This is a genomic window from Alcaligenes sp. (assembly GCF_050255915.1).
Classification (GTDB): domain Bacteria; phylum Pseudomonadota; class Gammaproteobacteria; order Burkholderiales; family Burkholderiaceae_B; genus Alcaligenes; species Alcaligenes aquatilis.
This window is the reverse complement of record NZ_JBFWIQ010000005.1, coordinates 179,746-199,042: the sequence shown is the minus strand read 5'-3', so window position 1 is coordinate 199,042 and position 19,297 is coordinate 179,746. Positions and strand designations below refer to the sequence as shown.

At 59.3% G+C, this 19,297-nt stretch carries 15 protein-coding genes; 5 read left to right on the top strand and 10 right to left on the bottom strand.

The features are described 5' to 3' along the window. Positions 1-413: 413 nt before the first annotated feature. Positions 414-1,904, top strand: coding sequence for a nucleobase:cation symporter-2 family protein (locus AB7E06_RS08445; RefSeq protein WP_094197974.1), 1,491 nt, complete (start codon positions 414-416; stop codon positions 1,902-1,904). A 216-nt stretch (positions 1,905-2,120) separates the two neighbouring features. Here AB7E06_RS08445 and AB7E06_RS08440 read toward each other — a convergent pair whose 3' ends face one another. Beyond that, positions 2,121-2,984 carry a DMT family transporter gene (locus AB7E06_RS08440; RefSeq protein WP_094197975.1) on the bottom strand — a complete coding sequence of 288 codons (864 nt, stop codon included), beginning with the start codon at positions 2,982-2,984 and terminating at the stop codon, positions 2,121-2,123. Between the two features lie 126 nt (positions 2,985-3,110). Between AB7E06_RS08440 and AB7E06_RS08435 the strand changes: the two genes are divergently transcribed. Together AB7E06_RS08435 and AB7E06_RS08430 are read left to right on the top strand one after the other, a co-directional pair. Next, positions 3,111-4,502: a PLP-dependent aminotransferase family protein gene (locus AB7E06_RS08435; protein ID WP_427956261.1), complete on the top strand. Its 1,392-nt coding sequence runs from the start codon at positions 3,111-3,113 to the stop codon at positions 4,500-4,502. Positions 4,503-4,594: 92 nt separating this feature from the next. Then, positions 4,595-5,500: a DMT family transporter gene (locus AB7E06_RS08430; RefSeq protein ID WP_427956258.1), complete on the top strand. Its 906-nt coding sequence runs from the start codon at positions 4,595-4,597 to the stop codon at positions 5,498-5,500. Between the two features lie 52 nt (positions 5,501-5,552). On the opposite strand, the gene AB7E06_RS08425 is transcribed toward AB7E06_RS08430, so the two are convergent. From AB7E06_RS08425 to tssJ, 6 genes are read right to left on the bottom strand one after another with little or no spacing between them, the layout of a single operon-like run. Beyond that, positions 5,553-7,175, bottom strand: coding sequence for a PEGA domain-containing protein (locus AB7E06_RS08425; protein WP_427956255.1), 1,623 nt, complete (start codon positions 7,173-7,175; stop codon positions 5,553-5,555). A gap of 8 nt (positions 7,176-7,183) precedes the next feature. Continuing rightward, entirely contained in the window at positions 7,184-7,927 is a 744-nt protein-coding gene (gene tagF, locus AB7E06_RS08420; RefSeq protein ID WP_042485810.1) for a type VI secretion system-associated protein TagF, read from the bottom strand. Position 7,928: 1 nt separating this feature from the next. Continuing rightward, positions 7,929-11,528, bottom strand: a complete 3,600-nt coding sequence (gene tssM, locus AB7E06_RS08415) for a type VI secretion system membrane subunit TssM (protein ID WP_376912546.1) — start codon at positions 11,526-11,528, stop codon at positions 7,929-7,931. Further along, on the bottom strand, positions 11,525-12,781 hold the full coding sequence (locus AB7E06_RS08410) for a DotU family type VI secretion system protein (protein ID WP_042485803.1): 1,257 nt from the start codon (positions 12,779-12,781) through the stop codon (positions 11,525-11,527). The genes tssM and AB7E06_RS08410 overlap by 4 nt, the downstream gene beginning before the upstream one ends. Positions 12,782-12,795: 14 nt before the next feature. Beyond that, positions 12,796-14,118, bottom strand: coding sequence for a type VI secretion system baseplate subunit TssK (tssK, locus tag AB7E06_RS08405; RefSeq protein WP_376912544.1), 1,323 nt, complete (start codon positions 14,116-14,118; stop codon positions 12,796-12,798). 24 nt (positions 14,119-14,142) lie between these two features. Then, positions 14,143-14,646, bottom strand: a complete 504-nt coding sequence (gene tssJ / locus AB7E06_RS08400) for a type VI secretion system lipoprotein TssJ (protein WP_223253981.1) — start codon at positions 14,644-14,646, stop codon at positions 14,143-14,145. 186 nt (positions 14,647-14,832) lie between these two features. Between tssJ and AB7E06_RS08395 the strand changes: the two genes are divergently transcribed. Both AB7E06_RS08395 and AB7E06_RS08390 read left to right on the top strand, forming a co-directional pair. After that, positions 14,833-15,222, top strand: coding sequence for a TssQ family T6SS-associated lipoprotein (locus AB7E06_RS08395; protein WP_086061195.1), 390 nt, complete (start codon positions 14,833-14,835; stop codon positions 15,220-15,222). Beyond that, positions 15,219-15,809 carry a hypothetical protein gene (locus tag AB7E06_RS08390; protein ID WP_376912543.1) on the top strand — a complete coding sequence of 197 codons (591 nt, stop codon included), beginning with the start codon at positions 15,219-15,221 and terminating at the stop codon, positions 15,807-15,809. The genes AB7E06_RS08395 and AB7E06_RS08390 overlap by 4 nt, the downstream gene beginning before the upstream one ends. 3 nt (positions 15,810-15,812) lie before the next feature. On the opposite strand, the gene tssG is transcribed toward AB7E06_RS08390, so the two are convergent. From tssG to tssE, 3 genes are read right to left on the bottom strand one after another with little or no spacing between them, the layout of a single operon-like run. Then, complete coding sequence (gene tssG, locus AB7E06_RS08385; protein ID WP_376912542.1) at positions 15,813-16,856, bottom strand: type VI secretion system baseplate subunit TssG; 1,044 nt, start codon at positions 16,854-16,856, stop codon at positions 15,813-15,815. Next, positions 16,853-18,739 (bottom strand): type VI secretion system baseplate subunit TssF, encoded by a 1,887-nt coding sequence (gene tssF, locus AB7E06_RS08380; protein WP_372407820.1) that lies wholly within the window; start codon positions 18,737-18,739, stop codon positions 16,853-16,855. Before tssF ends, tssG begins: the two co-directional genes overlap by 4 nt. Further along, positions 18,736-19,278: a type VI secretion system baseplate subunit TssE gene (tssE, locus tag AB7E06_RS08375; protein WP_045929477.1), complete on the bottom strand. Its 543-nt coding sequence runs from the start codon at positions 19,276-19,278 to the stop codon at positions 18,736-18,738. The genes tssF and tssE overlap by 4 nt, the downstream gene beginning before the upstream one ends. Positions 19,279-19,297 lie beyond the last annotated feature (19 nt).

Genomic DNA, 19,297 nt, shown 5'->3' with positions numbered 1-19,297 from the left:
ATCCGCTGCTGCGCGAATGCCTTTAAACAAGCTTCTTCAAGACTATCAGGCCACTTACAGGTCAGTCATAATTGACAATCAAGTGCGTTACAACAAGAGAAAAAAGACCAGGTAATCGCATCTAAAATCTCATTTTTGATACAAACAAGACAGACGCACGACCAGCGCAAAACCGTTACTGGCGCAGGTATACGACCCCCCCCCTTCTGGCCTACGCCCCCTGTACTACCAAAGCAGTGTTTTCCCTTAGCCGCATCAAAAACACCCGAATCAGGGCAGTTTTTTTGGGGGTTATCCCTCATCTATAGCTAGGCACACCTAGGCTCTATACGAATTGCCTTATGGCCCGGCTGTCGCACGCCGTTACATTGAAGTGGCTTGATCTAATAATTAATCCACTCTGGAGACATTTCATGGGTACGAACGCGACCACCGCACCCGTCGACGAACGATTACCAAACGGCCGACTGGCGGCGCTGGGCTTGCAGCACGTTTTGGTAATGTACGCCGGTGCTGTCGCGGTTCCACTAATTGTGGGCCGGGCATTGAACCTGACGTCTGAAGAAGTATCTATCTTGATTGCCGCTGACCTGTTTGTCTGCGGCATCGTGTCCATCATTCAGTCGATGGGCTTCACGCAGTACTTTGGCATCAAACTGCCCGTCATGATGGGCGTAACCTTTGCCGCTGTGGGCCCCATGGTGTCCATGGCACAGGCCAACCCTGGTCAGGAAGGGGCCCAATTGCTTTTTGGCACCGTGATTGGGGCGGGGATCATCACCATGATCATCGCCCCTGCCGTTAGCCGCATGCTGCGCTTTTTCCCGCCTGTGGTGACCGGCACCATTATTGCCATGATCGGCATTACGCTGATGCGCGTGGGGATCAACTGGATTTTCGGTAACCCTGTCGGCCCTACCGCCCCCACGGTCATTAACCCCGACCACTTGGCCTGGATTCAACACGCACAATCGGCTGCGGCCATGCCCGGCTCTGCCTTGCCCCCACCCCCAGAAGGTCTGGCCTTGAAAGCAACGGTACCCAACCCGCGCTATGCCAACCTGACCGGTCTGGGCATTGCCGCCATCGTGCTGACCTCGATTCTGCTGATCGCTAAATTTGCAAAAGGCTTTCTAGCTAACGTGGCGGTATTGCTGGGCATCGTCATTGGCGCGGTTGTGGCGTCGGCCATGGGCATCATGACTTACGAAAAAGTGGCCAACGCTGCCTGGGTGGATCTGGTCTTGCCTTTCCACTTCGGGATGCCTCGATTCAACCTCCTGCACATTGCGACCATGACGCTGGTCATGATTGTGGTGCTGATCGAATCGACCGGCATGTTCCTGGCGCTGAGCGACATGACAGGCAAGAAAGTAGATCAGAAAGATCTGGCACGCGGCCTACGTACCGACGGTCTGGGCACCTTGCTGGGCGGTATTTTCAATACCTTCCCCTACTCCAGCTTCTCGCAAAACGTGGGTCTGGTTGCCGTTACTGGCGTACGCAGCCGCTTTGTCTGCGTGGCCGGTGGCGTGATTCTGATCATTCTGGGCCTGCTGCCCAAGATGGCGGCCCTGGTTGAGTCCCTGCCCACCGTGGTTCTGGGCGGCGCCGGGATTGTGATGTTCGGTATGGTGACGGCCACTGGTATCCGCATTCTGTCCGGCGTGGATTACAAGACCAACCGCAATAACTCCATGATTGTGGCCATCTCCATTGGCGTGGGCATGATTCCTCTGGTGGCCCCCAACTACATGCAGTGGATGCCTCACGCCATTCACCCGCTGATCGAGTCGGGCATCTTGCTGACCTCGATTGCTGCCGTTCTGCTGAACTTGTTCTTTAATGGTGCTAAAGAAGATACGCATGCAGCGGTAGAAGCCGCCAAGCACGCTGAAGCCTGAAACGCTTGCCAAGCTTGTCGTGAAACCGGCCTGTCGAATCCATGACAGGCCGGTTTTTTATCGTCCGATACACCAAGCGAAAACGCCCCCTTCAGGAACTGCCAACTGAAAACGGCGTACAAGTTACTTGTCGCTGGGCTGTCCAAAGAGAAAGATCGCCTCCTTGCAGGGTATCAAACCAAAGGCGCAGCGCGTGGCTGCTCCCCTTTTCTGACATCACGAAGCAAAACGCCGTGCACCAGCCACACACAAGGCAGCGCCTAAAGTGACCCAGATCATGCTGGCATTGACGGACTCGCCCAATAAAGCGGCAGCCAGTCCCAAGCCCATAAAAGGTTGCAGCAACTGTAATTGCCCCACCGCAGCGATCCCGCCGTGTGCCAACCCTCGATACCAGAACACAAAACCCAGGAACATGCTGAATACTGATACATAGCCGAAACCTAACCAGGCGGCAGTGTTCACATGACTGAAGCTCTGGGGCCAGAACCACAGCATCATGACGAACATGAAAGGCAAGGAAAGCACCAAGGCCCAGCAAATCACTTGCCAGCCGCCCAGACGACGTGACAGGCGCCCGCCTTCGGCATAACCCAGGCCACACACCACAACGGCGGCCAGCATATACAGATCCCCTTGCCAGGCCGCATCCAGACCTTCTCGCGCGGCATAGGCCATCACGAGCAAGCAGCCTAAAACAGAGCACACCCAGAACACGGGTTTATGCCGTTCACCAGCCAAGACCACCCCAAAGAGCGCTGTGCACAAAGGCAACAAGGCGACGTACACAATGGAATGCGCCGAAGTGATGTACTGCAGGGCCAGCGCCGTCAGCAAGGGGAATCCCAGCACAACACCAAAACCAACCACGGCCAGGGGTAAGAGGTCCGATCGTTGTGGCCGTGCCACGCGCCCAATCACTAACCAGGCAGCCGCCAACAAAGCGGCGACCACCGCTCGCGCTCCGGTCAGGAAAAAAGGATCCATACCCAGCACAGCAACACGCGTCGCCGGTAAAGAACCGGCAAAGATTGCGACGCCCATAAAGCCGTTTAGCCAACTGACTGCTTTGCTATCCATCATTCGCTCCGACAAAGATGCTTGTCAGTACAACACAGCTATGCCAGCATACCTAGGCACAGTCCAGTACAGTTTTAAAAAACTGTTCTGCCCACTAGACCCATACACCGTGCCCAAGCCCGCCCCATGTCTGCCGTTACCCGTATAGACCACATCATGCAATCCGTGCGTGAACACATCGCGGCACGGACATATCCGCCCGGCACCCGCCTGCCTTCGATACGTGCCCAAGCCCAGGCAGCGGGGGTTTCCGTGTCCACCATTGTGGAAGCCTATGACAGGTTGGCGGCTGAAGGCCTGATCCAAGCTCGTGCAGGGTCCGGCTTTTACGTGACGGCTCCGTTGGCCCCGCTGAACTTGGCCGCCCTGGATCCGGCTTTGGAGCGGGATATTGACCCGTTATGGATCTCGCGCCAATCCTTGGAAGCAAATGCAGATGTCTTAATGCCGGGCTGTGGCTGGTTACCCTCGGACTGGATGTACGACCAGGGAGTGCGTCGGGGCCTGCGCAAGGCAGCGCGTAGCCACAGCTCAGACTTAACGGACTACGGTTCGCCACTCGGTCTGGAGGCGTTGCGTCAACGACTGGCCCGCCGTCTGGTGCTGTCCGAAATTGATGCGGCTCCTCATCAAATCATGCTGACCGACTCGGGCACACAGGCCATTGATCTGCTCTGTCGCTTTTTCCTGGAGCCTGGCGATACCGTCTTGGTCGATGACCCGTGCTACTTCAATTTCCACGCCTTATTGCGAGCGCACCGAGCCAAGGTCGTCGGTGTGCCCTACACGCATCAAGGCCCCGATCTGGCGGCTTTTGAGGCGGCATTGCAAGAGCACAAACCCCGCCTCTACATCACCAACTCTGGCATACACAACCCAACCGGCGCACGCCTGTCGGCCATGACGGCGCATAGCGTACTGGCCATGGCGCAACGTGCTGACCTCTATATTATTGAAGACGATATTTTCGGAGATCTGGAAACCCGCCCCGCAACCCGGCTAGCTGCACTGGATGGCCTGTCCCGCGTGGTGCAAATAGGCAGTTTCTCCAAAACACTATCGGCCTCGCTGCGTTGCGGATACATTGCTGCCCAGCCTGCCTGGATCGAAAGCTTGGTGGATTTGCGTACCGCAACCAGCTTTAGCAGCAACCGCCTATCCGCTCAGATTTTGAATAGCGCACTTAGCGACAGCGGCTATCGCAAGCATCTGGAACGCGTTCGATACCGGCTCTCCAAAGCAATGGATCACAGCCTGACCCAGCTAGAGCGGTTGGGCCTGACACCCTGGCTGCACCCCCGCGAGGGCATGTTTCTATGGTCACGGCTGCCCGCTGGACATGACGCCTTGAGTCTGGCCCGTGCCTGCCTGCCGCAGGGAGTGGTACTGGCCCCAGGCCCTGTGTTTAGCCAAGCTCCTGATGCCAAGCAGTTCCTGCGTTTCAACGCCGCACAATGCACGGACAAACGCGTCTTTAGCGTACTGAAACGCGCACTGGACAAAGAGCTGTCTGTCTAAAGCGCCCAGGAGCTTCAGCTCTCCTGCCGTCACGCCCATATCGGTGTCCCGGTTGCAAGCAGAGGATTACAATCTGCCCTGTTATGCGGCCCATGCGGACCGCCGCCACCGATCCCATTCCCATGTCCCCCAAAGACTTACGCGATTTATTCCTGCTGGCCGCCATCTGGGGCGGCTCGTTTTTATTTACGCTGCAAGCGGTCCCCGACTTTGGCCCCTTTCCCCTGACCGCCATACGGGTCGGTGTAAGCGCCCTGGCCTTGATGAGCTACATCACCGTCACCGGACGCTTACCCATCTTTCTGGCGAACTGGAAACCCATCTTTGCCCTGGGCATTCTGAATGCCGCCGTGCCCTTCTCCTTATACGCCTTCGCAGCCTTGCGACTGGAGTCGGGCTTGCTGGCCGTCCTGAATGCCATGGCTCCCTTGTTCGGTGCACTGGTTGCCCGCGTCTGGTTAAAAGAGCGCCTGACACCCAGCCGCATTCTGGGCCTGTGTTTGGGCTTCCTGGGCATTCTGATTCTGGTATACGACAAGCTCAGCTTCAATAAAGGGGCCGAGGGCTGGGCCGTGCTGGCGTCTTTGGTGGCCACGGTGTTTTACGGTATTGCCGCCAACTTTACCGCCCGCTATCTGCGTGGTGTACAGCCACAAGCCGTAGCGGCAGGCAGCATGGTCAGCGCAACATTGGTTCTATTGCCAGCAGCCATTTACTGGTGGCCCGCACAGTTTCCTGGCCTGCATGCCTGGGGGGCTGCGCTGTCCTTATCCCTGCTGTGCACGGCCGTCGCCTATCTGATTTTTTACCGTCTTCTGTCCAATGTCGGCCCCTCCAAAACCATTACGGTGACCTTTCTGGTGCCGCCTTTTGGGGTGCTGTGGGGCGCCTTGCTGCTGGACGAGGCCCTGACCGCACAGATGTTGATCGGCATGAGTACCGTTCTGTTTGGGACCTTGCTGGCCACGGGATTGATCGGCAAGCGCAAGGCGGCGTAAGTCAGCTACGCCGCCTTCGGGCTTCTGCGTCTTCGTTCTCGGTTCCCGCAGCCTATTTGAACTCGTGGCTGACGCTGGCCGTCTTTCCTGAGCGTACCCGTATTGTTGTGCTGAACTCCGGCAAGCCCGCATTTTTGATAACGATGCGGTGCGAGCCTGGAGCCAGGGACAAGGACTTCAAAGGCGGGCTGACACCTTGCTTGCGGCCATTCACATAGACCTCCCCCCAAGGGCGTACATCCAGGGCAACCGTGCCCTTAGCCGGTGGCGCGGGCTTGGCGGCGACGGGCTCCAGTTGTTCCACATGATCGACTTGCGCGGTAGGCTCTGAAGATTCGGTTTGTGTGCTTGCGGCCACTCCTGATGCAGTGGCCGAGGCAGTCTCGGTAAGTCCCATTGCTCCGGCACTTCCCGCAGCCCCGGTAGTTTCCTTAACTCCGGAGGCCTCTGCTGTTGCAGCCCCCCCTTCAGTAACTCCTGTAACTCCAACGGCTCCAGTTGTTCCGGCTGTTCCGACTGTTCCGACTGTTCCGACTGTTCCGACTGTTCCGACTGTTCCGACTGTTCCGGCAGCATGATCAGCCAAAGCCAGACGAGCTGCATCATCCGATGTGTTTTGTATTTGAACTGGCAAAGCAGGCTGCAAAGCTCCCGACTCGGACAGCAGTTTCAACTCCGGTGTTGTCGCGGCTTGTGAGCCCGAAGCCTGGGCTAATTGCTGCCCTGCCTCCGTGCCATTTTGCGTACCTGTCAGCCGCGACCCAAGCTGATCTGCTCCTGCCTCCAAAGACTGCCCCGATTGAGGTGCAGACACACCCCCTACACCCAAAGCAGCCACATCATTCGGCTTGGACTCTCCACCCACCACCAACCCTCCTGGCGGCTCCGACGTAGTTGGTCCCGGCCTTGTTGTGGACTCTTCAGGCGTGGCGCCCACCACCGCCGGACGATTGGCATCAGACGATGCCACAGCGGGCCCGGAAGTGTCACTATCACCGCTCCAATACGCCGCCCCCAGCCCTGCCAGAACGACTATTGCCAAGCCCGCCAGCCACAGTGGCAAGGAAGATCGGCGCTCAGGCGTAATCGGCCGCACCGCTTGCGCAGCGGGAGCATGTTCGGGCAAAGGCTCTGGCACTTGCCCCAATCGTTCCAGCCGTCGGTAAGAAGCCATGGATTGAGGCCGCTGTACCCAGTCAAGGGCCAGACCCTGCAACATGGCCTGCGTAGGACCATCTGCGTCCTCATCCATCACCACAGGATCTTTCAGTTGCCGCCAGGGAGCGGCCATCAGGGGAAGGCCGCTCGTCAACTGCCAGCGCAAGGCCGCATAACCGTAGACATCCGTCCAGGGGCCGGCAGGTCGCACCGGATCGTCCACATATTGCTCTGGAGCCGCACAAGGTTCATCAAATGCCACCCCCTGAGCACGCGCCTGCGCCAGACTGCGCTTGTGCAGGTTCTGTTCCAGCGGCAATAGCTGAACCAAACCTTCATCACTCAAGACCACCGTACCCAGCCCCAGCGCGCCATACCATTCCTGATGCTCATGCAGCTCGGCCAACTGTAAGGCCAATTGATCCAGAATCACCAGCCGCTGGTCCAGCGACAGGGAGTCCAGAATCTGCCCCAAAGGGCGGCCCTGAACATCCTTGGCAGAGTGTGTACGTTTCATGAGCGGTCTCACCATGGTTGATAAGCGCGGCTTTCTGCATCTGCCGCTGTGGCTGACACGAACAGACGCCGAAACAGGGCCAGACTTAACTCGCCGCTGTGCGTCACGCTGCGCCAGCTTGGATTATTCATGCCCAGACACCACCAGTAACTGCGGTGGGAACCGGGCTCCAGACAAGGCTGCAAGACAGCCCAGGGGTTTTGTGACACAGAGGGCGCTTGAGAGCCGTACAAGACATCCAGAATGTCCTGCCCCGCATCGCGCTGCTGGGACTTGGCGGCGACACTATCCGCCAGCAAACCGGCATAGGGCACGGCACTGCACAAGGTCTGGTCCAGCTGCGTTGCCGCCCAGCAAAAGCGCACACCTTGCTGCAAGGTCAGGCCCAATTGCTCAACCATACTGGCCAGCACAGGCAGGCGGACACGCTGAGACTGATCGGCATCCAGTGGCACCAAAGCGCACACCAGATACTCGCGCCCAACCCGGTCCTGACTGGGCATGACCGCCCCTGCTTGCACACCCCCTTGCGGCAAGGACATCAGAAATCCCCAGGCATGGACGGGCGAGCTGGGCATATTGGCTCCAGCCGTCTTGCTGGGCGAACGAATCTGGCTGACACCACTGCTGAACCAGCGCTCCCACGGCAACAAAATCGGCTCGGGCATACGTCTGCGCACAAAGTCCCCCATGGCCGGAATCTTGCCGTACCACATCACCACCGGGCTGGAATCGAAATCATCCTGGCGCATCTCAGTGGCTCCCCGGGCAGCTAAACCCTCTCATCTCCGCCAAACGCCACGGATTTTTGGAGCTATTGGCCACCACATCCACCACAAACTGGCGACCTCCCAAGGCAAAGGACAAGCGCTGGGCACCGGCAGACGCGCCCGATACAGGCTGTGCCTTGTCCAGCAAGCGCAGCAGCGCCCAGGCACCGGTCGCCCTCATCCCCGAGCCTTCGGACTGTGGCTGTGCCTCCAGACTGACCTGACGGCCCCCGCGCGGCCCCGGCCACTGCACCCCCATGGCAACCTGCGGGCCATGGGCATAACGCAGCACCTGGCCATCCACATCCAGCAGCACTTGTGACAGCTCGGCATCCAGCTGAACCGGCGTGAACGCCATATCGATACGCGGTTGATTACCGCCTGCCGGGAAGTACACATCCCGAATCACAGCCGCACGCTGAAACGCATCCAGATAACGGAAGTTGGCCGCCGCCTGTCCATCTATGCCCGGCTTGAAGCGCCAGCGTCCACCCGACATATCCACCTGATGCATCAGGTGCTCTTGGAAGAAGGCATCCATCAAACCACCCGGCGCAAACATGCGGGCAAAATCGTTAGGGGCCACATCCTGATTGGACTGAGCGGCGAAGGGATAGCGCCCTGCAATCGCACTACGACAAAACTGGCCAATGGTGGCATTCACCAACTGCCCCAGGCTGGCTTGAGTCCGCGACGCAATCTCGGCAGAAGCCCCCACTGAGAACTGATCCAGCGCATCACGCAAGGGGCCGGGCAGTCGGCCTGCTTCTGCTTGCAGCTTTGTCAGCACATTGGACTGTGGAGGAGTGCCCGCGCTACGCAAAGCCGCATCCGAGGAGGTCAAAAAGGCATAGAACTCATCCAGCAATTCCAGGGTGCCATCAATAGGCGCGGGTGCCCCGCCACTGCTGGAAGCCAAGCGGTGATAAGGCTCAAAGTGTTGATCCACAATCGCCTCTACCTGCTTGGCCTGAGGCTCATTACGACGACTCCCCTCCAAGCCGACCGGGCCAAACATCTGCTCCAGCGCCTGCCGGGTATCGTCCAGCCGCACTTTGGCTTGTGCCCCCAAGGAGGCCCCCTGCTGCGCATCCTCTCGCAGCAAACGAGTTTGCAAAGCCACCTGCTGGACCAACTGCTTCAAGGGAGAATCGGCCATGGACAAGGTGCGGGCCAGTTGAATGTTTTCCAGCAAGCTGCCGCCTTGTAGCAGGCGCAAATCAGCCAGATACTCATCCCATACCCGCACATAATCCAACAGATACAGGCGACGCAGTTCCTGGCTGGCCGCACGACGCGCTGCCTCGGACTGTCCGGCTCCCGTATCCAGCCCCAGAATCCAGCGATCGTCCTCACGCATCTGCTGCAACTCGCTGTCGATGCGTGGCTCAACCACGGTCCAGTAACCCTCGTAGGTGTACAGACCGTCTACCCCTTCGGTTAGCGGTTTACCGCTTTCACGCTTGAACACAGAGGCCGCGTACGGCCCGGCCATGCCTGCAACAGACATGGGCATCAGTCCAGGTGTGGCCGCCAAAATGCGGCGCATGCGGCTGTATGTGCGTTGCTCCAGGCTGATACGCGCCAGACGCTCCCGGCTTTGTTCAATCAGGGCTTCATTGCGCGGGAAGGGATTGAGCAGCAAGCCCGCCTGTGTCACGGCACGAACATGGCTCTCCAGCCTGTCGTATTGCGACTGGGTAAAGCCTGCCGGCAAGTCCTGCTTCAAACTGCCCAGCAGCCAGGTCTGCAAATGGGCAGCGTCATAGCGTCGCGTGTCGTACAGCATCAGATAGGCGCGCAGCGCCTCGTAGCCGTACTCCAGATCCTGCGCCTGCTCACTGCGCAACACGGTTTCGATACGACGCGCCAGCAAGGGGGCCAGCAGTTTTTCTAAGGCGCGTTGATAGACGGTATCGGCAGCGGCCTTCATCTTGTCGCCCTGATACAGGCCCATGCGCCGCTCCAGACCGGGCGCATCCAAGGGAAACTGATCGCTTTGCGGTAGCAGCGACAACATATCCAGCAAAGGCAGCAAGCCGACTGCCGGAGTGGTATCCAGCACCTGTGTCTGATCCGCCTGTTGCTGAGCCTGGGGGACACGTCCTTCAACCTGCTCCACATAGCTGCGGTTCAACAGGAAACTGCGACTCCAGGCCAGCCCCAGTAGCAGCACGCCCACCGCCACCAGACCGTAGACCAGAAAATGGCGCAAACGTACTCGACGCTCCCAACGCTCGTCCCGGCCTGCCACCCCAGCTTCCTGAAAAATCAGCTCTTTTAGCAGCTGCGTCAGAAAATAGCTGCGGCCCTGACCGGCCACCGGCTGCGCTTGATCCGCCTGCACATCTACTTCCAGATACTCGCGCATGGAGTCCCGCACCTGATCCAGGCGCACGCCCCCTTGCCGACCACTGGTGAAGTACACGCCACGCAGCAACAACGGAGCCTCAAAGCGGGACTGGCTAAACACCTGTTCCAGAAACTCCTCCAGCACCGGCCCCAGACGAGCAAACTGTTGAGGCAACAGATAGGCCTCGGCACGCACGCTTTCATTGGGCTGCTCGGCCATCACGGCCGCCAGGCCACGTTCCAGACGTTGATGCAAGGCTTCGTACTCGCGCCCATAGGTGTGCGACAAGGAGAATCCCGCTTCGCGCGAGCTTTCATAGGGCAAGGTGAAGCCCCAGACTTGCTCCAGCTCCTGACGATCACAATGGTCGAAATACTCCTGAAATCCCTGGAGCAAATCCATTTTGGTTACCAGCACATAGATAGGAAACTGAATCCCCAAACGCTCACGCAATTCGGCCAAACGCTGGCGCAAGACCTGCGCATGATCATGACGTTGCGCGGCCGTGCTGGACAATAAATCCGGCACACTGATGGTCAACAAGGTGCCATTAATCGGCTGCCTGCGGCGATAGCGTTTGAGCAAGCCCAGAAAACCACGCCATTCCTGTTCATCGCCTACCGGATCACTTTCATGTGTGGTGTAGCGGCCTGCCGTATCCAGCAAGACGGCTTCGTCGGTAAACCACCAATCGCAATTGCGCGTGCCACCCACGCCTCGCAACGACGTTTTTCCGTAGCGCTCCGACAAGGGAAACTGCAAGCCGGAATTGACCAGCGCCGTGGTTTTGCCCGCTCCAGGTGCGCCGATAAAGACATACCAGGGCAATTGATACACGTACTGACGCGACAGCAAGGAGCGCAGGCGGCCGCCCATATGCGAACCAAAGCGAATCCGCTTGAGCAGTTCGATGGCCTCATCAAACTGGCTTTGCAAAGGATGAGGCGTAGCCGTATTGCCCGGTGCTGCCGTCTTCTGTGCCGGGCGGCTTAATTGCCCCAGCAATTGCGCGTTCAAGCGGCCTTCCCGCCAACTGCGCCACAACAGGCGCAACAACCAGAACACCACCACAACCGCCATCGCAATCCAGCGCGACAGCTCGGTTTCCAGTGGCCGGGTTTGACCAATCGCCAACAAGGGTCCCAGCAACCAGATCAGCACCAGCAGGATCAGCACACCCACAAAGGTCCAGACGCTGCGGCTGAAGACCAGACTCAAAAGACGTGTCATTGCCCGGCCTCCTTGCTCAAGGGCACAATCGTGATCTCCACCCTACGGTTCTGTGCCCGACCTTGAGCAGTGCCGTTATCAGCCACTGGCGCGGCATCGGCCCGACCTTGGGCGCGTACACGTTCCGGCTGACTCAAGCGCTCCTGCAAGACGGCTTTAACCGAATCGGCACGTGCCTGCGAGAGATGGAAATTGGAAGGAAAGCGCACACTGCGTATGGGGACGTTATCGGTATAGCCATCCACCAGTACCAAGCCCGGTGCAGCTTCAACGGCATCCGCAATACGAGCAATGACAGGGAGTAGCGGCGCACGGACCTGGTCGGCTCCTGAGTCGAACAGACCGTCGCCTCGCAAGATAATGACGCTGCGATCGGCCTGATCTCGCACGGTCAGCAGACCCTCGGCCACTTCGGGGGCCAACAGCTCTGCCAAGGCCAAGGGTGCCTGCGGTGCGACGCCACTGGACGGCGGCTGGCCCTGTGTCTGCAAGGCCGGCAGGCGCAAAGCCACGATGTCCTCGAAAGCCCGATCAGACTGCCGGTTCAGCAACAGACTGGCACCCAGATACATCAACAAGCACAGCAGCAAGGCCACACAAACGGCCACCCAGATAGGCACAGGCAAAGGCTTGCCAACTTTCTGCGCCGGGTTGTCGCGCCAATGCGGGGACAGAGCGGCTGGCACCGTTTGCCCATACTGGCGCAAGCTCATGTACAGTCGTTGGCGCACGGTTTCCAGCTGGCTGGCGCCCTGCTCATGCACGCGATAGCGGCCTTGAAACCCCAAAGCCAGGCAGAAATACATCAGCTCCAGCAACTGCAAATGCGCCGCCGGACTTTGCATCAATTTATCCAGAAGCTGAAAGAACTTCTCCCCGCCCCAGGTCTCGTTGTGAAAGGTGACCAGCAAGGTGTGCGAGGACCAGACCCCGGCCTGCCCCCAAGGGGTGAGCGCAGCCGCCTCATCCAGGGTCGTACACAGGCAGTAGCGAGCCGCCAAAATGGTTTCATTGGCCACGGGAACGGCCTGGGCGCGCAATTCAAATTGACGGATTTCAGCGACCAGCTTGGCACGCAGACCCGCCGGGTCCGCATGTCGGGCGCTACGCCGTATATCGGACACCATCACCAGCAAAGGATTGGCGGCCTCCAGCAAGGGATTGGCCCCTTGCGCAACAAAACGCGGCGCATCTGCCCGCGATCGGCGCTCGTCCGGGACCGGGCCGTTATTCCAGGAAACTGTCTCGTTCATAGCCATGCTCCGGGTCAGCGGCGTATTGCCCAAAACTCAAGTTGCAGGCCGGGAAAGTCTCCGGCCAAATGCAGGGCCAATGCACCGTTCTGCTCCAGCTGACGCCACAGCTCGCCGCCTTTTTCCAGCTCGAAGTAGGTGAAGCCGGCGTGATACGGCAAGGCACGTGGCGCGACGGACAAGGGCTGCAAACCGATACCCGGCAATTGCAGATGAACCAGATCGCGGATGCGTTCTACCGGCCCCAACTTCACCTGTGCCGCAAAATGCTGCCGCACGGTTTGGGCGGGCAAATCGGCCTGTACGGCCAGCACAAACCCCGCCTGACGCAAGAGTGCGCGGTCCGCAATCTGGGCCAGCCGTACACCCTGCCCCTTGTCCTCCAGAGCAATCGACACGGCCTGCTGTTCCAGGACCACAGACAAGGCGCGGCGCAACTCCAGCACCAGCGGCAAAAAGGACTGGGCCAGATCGTCATGCTGATAGGAGGGCCAGACAAGCGGCTGACGTCCGTCCTGGGTGTAGGTGGCCAAGGCGCCATACAGCTCCATCCAGGTCTGATACAGCTCGCCAGGATGCACGTGTACGCGCTGCTCCATGGCCCACAAGGCAGCCCGATAGCGATTAACCAGCTCCAGCATCATGAAGTCGGCCACATCGCCCTGCCCGCGCCCTCCCGGCCCCAGGCGTTCTGTCAAAGCTTGTGCACGGGCCTGCAATAAAGCCTGCACATCCGCGCTTAAAACACTGAGGCGTGCATGAGCCTGAATGGACAGGATGGGGGGAATGAAATCCGGGTCCAACACCAGCGAGCGGTCGGGCCTGCGCTCCAGAATGCGGGCCACGGGCATGGCAATGCTGTCTTCATACACCTCGGATTCGGGCAACAAAACTGGCTGCAAACGCCCTAGTTGCGACAGGCACGGCTCAGGCGACAAACCACTGCTATCATACAAATCCTGTTCGCTGACCACATAGCGCGAACGACGCGAGCTGTGCCCCTCAAACTGAATCTCTGCCCGACCGGCCTGACGACGGGGCAGCACCAGCATCAGGCGCTCGGGACGCACCACTTCGGGGGCTGTCCAGGACACAACCTGCATCGCACCCGGCCGACAATCAAAGGGCGTGCCATCCGGCAGCAGGCCACACGCTTCGCGCAAGGCGACACTGCCCATGCTCAGGGCCTGCTCGTCCAGACTCAAGGTTTCAAAGCCCCAGCAAAATGGCTGCGCAGCCCGCCGTCCGGCGTGGGCATAGTGCTCCAGATAGCGCTCCATCTGCTGAAAATGCTGGGGTCGTAAAAACAGCCCTTCGGTCCAAATGACTTTATCCATTGAGATAATCCGTTCTACGCCCTGTCAATCAACAACATGAATGGCGTTTTTGCGTAATTGCAGGCTGACCTGGACGGCATCCGGGGCCGACTGCCAGAACTTGTAGATATTGGTGGTGCGCGACTCGGGCAGCGGCAACAGAACGCGCCACACGCTGGCATCCAGCTCGCGATACCCCACGACCACGCCCACAGCGGTGGCCTGCAAATCGCCTGGCCGCTTGAAGGTATGGGCTTGGCCGGGGCGCAGCACGATCTGCTCCACATTGAGCAGATCCGCCTGTAAGGCTTGTTGCGGGTCGGACTGCAGGGCAAAGAAGTCCCTGGATTCAAAGGTGCTGCCCGAGCGCAGCTCGAACACAAACACCTGTACCGGGGAAGGCCGACCCGTGGCATCCGGGTTGAGCTGTTCATCAGCAGTCAGAACAATCTCGTAGGGCACGGCCATGCGACTGGAGGTGGACGCGCATGAGGCCAGCAAACCCAGCATCAGCAGCGAACACACACGAAGCAATCGGCAAGCGGTCACGATGTCTCCTTGAATGGCAATGCGCCCCATCTAAAAGCATGAATGCGACAACTTTGTTAAAGACACGGGGTGTTTCGGTGCTTACCCTTGCGCAACAACTCTTACAAAAGCCTCCGCGTCATGTCATGTGGCTGTCTTTTTCCTTTCCTAGTCTTGAGGGCAAGTACAACTTTTCTTTTTCCTGCCATGTATTTACCTGCCCGCCTGATCGTTCCGGCCCTGGCCGTTTTACTGACAGCCTGCGCCCAAACACAGAACAAGCCGGTGGCTGTTTTCAGCCCGGCTGCCGAAGCTGAACTGGAGCAAATACGCTCTGCCTTCAATGAAGGCGACTACAGCACCGTGATCCGGCAAGTGGGCCGCTCCAGCACCCTGCCCGCTGCCGCGCCCAATCAATACAGCGAAGCCTTGAAACTGCAGGCCTTCAGCTTTTGCGTGCGCGAATACACCTTCTTGTGTGAGGAGCGTTTCAAGCAGGCACTGGCCGTAGACCCTGGCTTTGCCCTGGCCCAGGCCGAGCGCGGTCACCCCACCTGGGGGCCGGTTTATGAAAAAGTGACAGGAGCACAGCCATGAGCACCGCTGTAGATTGGCGCTTGCAAGCAGAGTCCGGCGGAGCCCCGCGCCCTGTGCCTGAACCCGGTCTGGTCTGCGGTTCCTGGACTCAGGCTGATCTGGTTTTGCCCGATAACAATCAGACCCCGCCCGTGCTGTCTTACCTGCGTCGTCAGCAAGATGTGCTGACAATTCAACGAGCTAGCGCAGACGGTCAAGTTGCCGTGAATGGCATCGAGTTGGTACTGGCACAGGTCAAGACTTTGCAGAACGGAGATCGCCTGACTTTGGGGGAAATGCACTACCGGGTGGAATCGGGAGTCAGCCCTGTCACACAAGATGAAACGCCTTTGGCAACTGCGCCGGCGGCCGATCCTTTTGCAGATCTGCATGTTCCCGGCATGGTCCCGGTGGGTGGTCCCATGCCTGATCCTTCGGACAAGCATCCCTTTGATACAACAGCTAAACCGGCCAGCTCGCCCAGCACCGACAGCACCATTCCGGCAGCCAGTTGGCAGCCCGAATTGGGGCGCGCACCGGAGTGGGTCAGCACCTTGTCCGACAAGGAAAACGAGTTCGATCTTTTGCAGGGAATGCGTCAGGCCTAGGCCTTAGCTGCGCGGATCTTGCCAATCTGGGCGGCTGTCCAGAAACAGGCACAGATCCGCTCTGTCCTGCGTGCCGGGCTGGCCCAGCCAGGTTTCCTGACCCAAACCCAAGCCTGTCCCCAAGCCCAGATCAGGCTGCTCGCTGGCTTGCAGCACCAGTTGCAACTGAACCGACCACTCCAGCCCCAGATACAGCGCCAGGCAATAGCGCAATTGCCGCCAGGCCGGACGACCCGGCAAGAAGCGCCCATAGTCCTGCCGACTCAAGGGGCCAATCCGTATCCGTATGGTTTGCTGCACGTCCAGAATACGTGCGCCAAGAACGGTATTTTTCCCAAGCCCCGAACAGCTGCAGCCCAGACAGACCTGGGTTTGATCATCCAGCGGCACCCACACTGGCACGTTCTGCTGAATATTCACGGGCAATTGAAAATAGCTGGCCAGAAGCGCTTGCAAGGCCGGTGCACTGCGGGTTTGAGACGCCAGCGCCGGTGCCTGGAAATGCACGGCATGGTCGCTCATGGGAGCCGATTCGCTCTGTCTCCCCACGCCGGCCAGACTGGCCAGCCAGCGCGTAAAACCGTCCTGATCATGCTCCAGATCACAGACTGCCTGCGCTTGTGCCCAGGCTCTGAAAAACAACAAAAACAGACGGTGATGAAACTGGTCCAGAAAGGCTACGCCAGCACGGTCTCCAAAGTTGCGGCTACGCTGGAAAAAGTACTCCGTCATGTGCAGTGGCAAAGGGCCATTAGGCCCCCACAAGCCAAAGCCCTGCACATCCAGATGCAGCTGTTCATCCTCCCAACGAGCGGTTTGCACGCTGGAGGCGGCAAAAGCCAAACTAGGCGGCTGGCCTACCCGCACTTCTTCCTGACGAGGCGTAGGCGCGGTTCCCAAACGGGGCTGGCCTTGGGCGGCCTGCAAGGCATCAATGGCCCGCAAGACCCGGAACAAATCATGACCAAAAGGCCATTGCTGAATAATCCGGCCCAGCTCTTCCAAAGAAGCTTGTGGCTTTAACTGCTCCTGCTCGGCCCGGTTCACAGCACTGCCCGCGTACCTGCTTGCGGTCCCCAGACGCCTAGCTCCACCCCTGTCTCGGAAAGAAACTGGGTAGACACAAAACTGTTCAGGCTGACATGGCGAGCCAGATAGCGACTAAGCACAGCGGCCAGCACAAAAGGGCGACCGCCGGGGAAACCGCTTTGGTCCAGCGTGACCTCAAAATGCACGCCACGCGCCATCACCAAGGGGCCTGGCCCCGGCATGGCCCGCTGCACAGGCCGCGCCTGCACGGACACAATGGACGCCAATTGACGCAAGGCACCGGCATCAGAGCTGTCCACATGCGGAGCCAACAAGGTACGCCAGCGACCGGCGGCCTGCGTAGGGTCTGACTGGGCCACCCCCAGTTGGGCCAGGCTCATCTGCGAGATCAAATCCCAGGCCTGACGACCACCTGTTGATGCCGCTCGCGGACGGGTCAAAGCCCCCAATAAACTGACGCCGGCTACAGGCGCCGAGACTTGCAGGCTGAAGTCAGACTCGGGCGAGCGCGGCAGCAGCAAGGGCAAATCCCGGTTGCTGCACCAGGCGGTGACACTAATCTGATTCATGCCGAAAAACTCGGACTGCTCATGCTGATTCACCAATGATAAATACACTTCGCTACCGCCGTAACTGCTGCGGCCACCCCAGCGCTTCTGAGTGTCAGATACCACGCGCGGTTCGCGGCGCAAGGTGTAGTAACTGCCATAGCGCCCTGCATCCTGGGCCGTGCTGGCATACAAGGGACGAAACAGCACATCATCAGAGCCCTGCCGGCTGTGCCCTTGCACCTGCTCCATCAAGCAGACTTCGAAATCCATGGGGCGCGTTCGGTCCATGACCACATGATGATCTGTTGCCTGTGGGCGCAAGGCCATACGTTCACTGCGACGACGAAACAGATTCACGACAGGCGTGCAATACAAACGCACATGGCCGGGGCCTACGCGTGCCGCCAGATCCGGCCAAACCTGTTTAAGCACAATGTGTAGGCTCCAGCGGCGGCTTTTCCGCTCCTGCGCGCGCCCTCTGGCAATAGCGGCTTGCAAACCACGCAGTCGCACAAAGGCAAAGCGCCCCGGCAAGGCGAAATATTCCCGCAGCAATCGATGACCGGAGAACTCGTGGGACACCATGGGCAAGATGGCTTGCTCATCTTCCAGGCCATCGTGCGTCAGACAATCAGACGTAGCCAGAAACTGTGGGGCTCCATCTTCCATTTGGATGAACACCCCCAGCGCTTGCCGCAGCAAGGCATCCAGCAACAAGCTGCTGTCAGATTCCGGGCCGTCCAGATGCAGGCTAAGCTCATCCAGGGCCAATTCTTCCAGTGTCAAACCGCCCTGTACCGTGAAGTCCAGTTTCAAAGCTGAACGGGCTTGTGCGGCCTGTCGGCTGCCCAATGCTGCCAAGGGCAGATCAGCCGCCACATCCCCCAAACGGACTTGCGACAAGCTCATAGGCCACAAATCCACCGCATGGCAGGTAGAAAATTCGCAGGCAGTTTGTTCACCCGCCGGAATACGGGAGCGCAAGGCAGTATGGCGCGGGAGGGTAAAGCCTTTGGCCAGAGCACCTTCGCTCATGCTGGGCCGAAACTGCACCAGCCCCATGCTGGGGGTGGGCATCAACCAGGAAGGTTGAATCACATCCAGCAATTGCTGGCTGAGACGGGGAAATTCCGCGTCCATCTTCATTTGAATGCGAGCCGTCAGAAAGCTGAAGCCCTCCAGCAAACGCTCGACATAGGGGTCAGCCACCGCCGTATCGTGCACACCCAGACGGGCTGCCACTTTGGGGTAGGCTTGCGCGAATTCGGCACCCAGCTCGCGCAGGTAAGCCAGTTCGCGGTTGTAGTAATGCAGCAGCTCCGGATTCATCCCGACGCGTAACTCTCTTCAAGGTCCAACTGCCCGCTTTCCAGATCAATACTGGTGCGCAGCAAGAATTCCTGCGGATACGGCTCGCACCAGACATGGCCCTGAATGCGCAGGCTCAAGACGTTATGCAAATCGCGCTGAGCGCTGTGATCCAGACAATGCACCTGCAAGGTATCGGGCAGGATGCGCGGCTCGAAATGCAAGATCGCGGTACGTAGTGCTTCTTCCACATCCAGCCATTCCACTTCGCTCATGGTCTTGCCCGCCAGCGGGCTCATGCCATAGTTCAGGCAGGAGCGACGCACATGGGCCAAGGCCTGCATCAAGGGGGTGGCCCCCTGATTGGGCGTGTTGAGCAAATGGCCCAGATCGCGCAGTACCGCCTGACGCATCTGGTACTGACTCATGGGCTGGGGTGGTTCCCAGGTTTGATCGGGCCGCTCGTCGGTCAACCTGTCCAGCAGACAAGGTTGCAAGCGATCCGCCTGACCGCGCATCAGCGCGGCCCCGCGGCGTCCCGGTAAGCGAAAGCGGTCCATAGCGGCCCTGCCTGAAAAC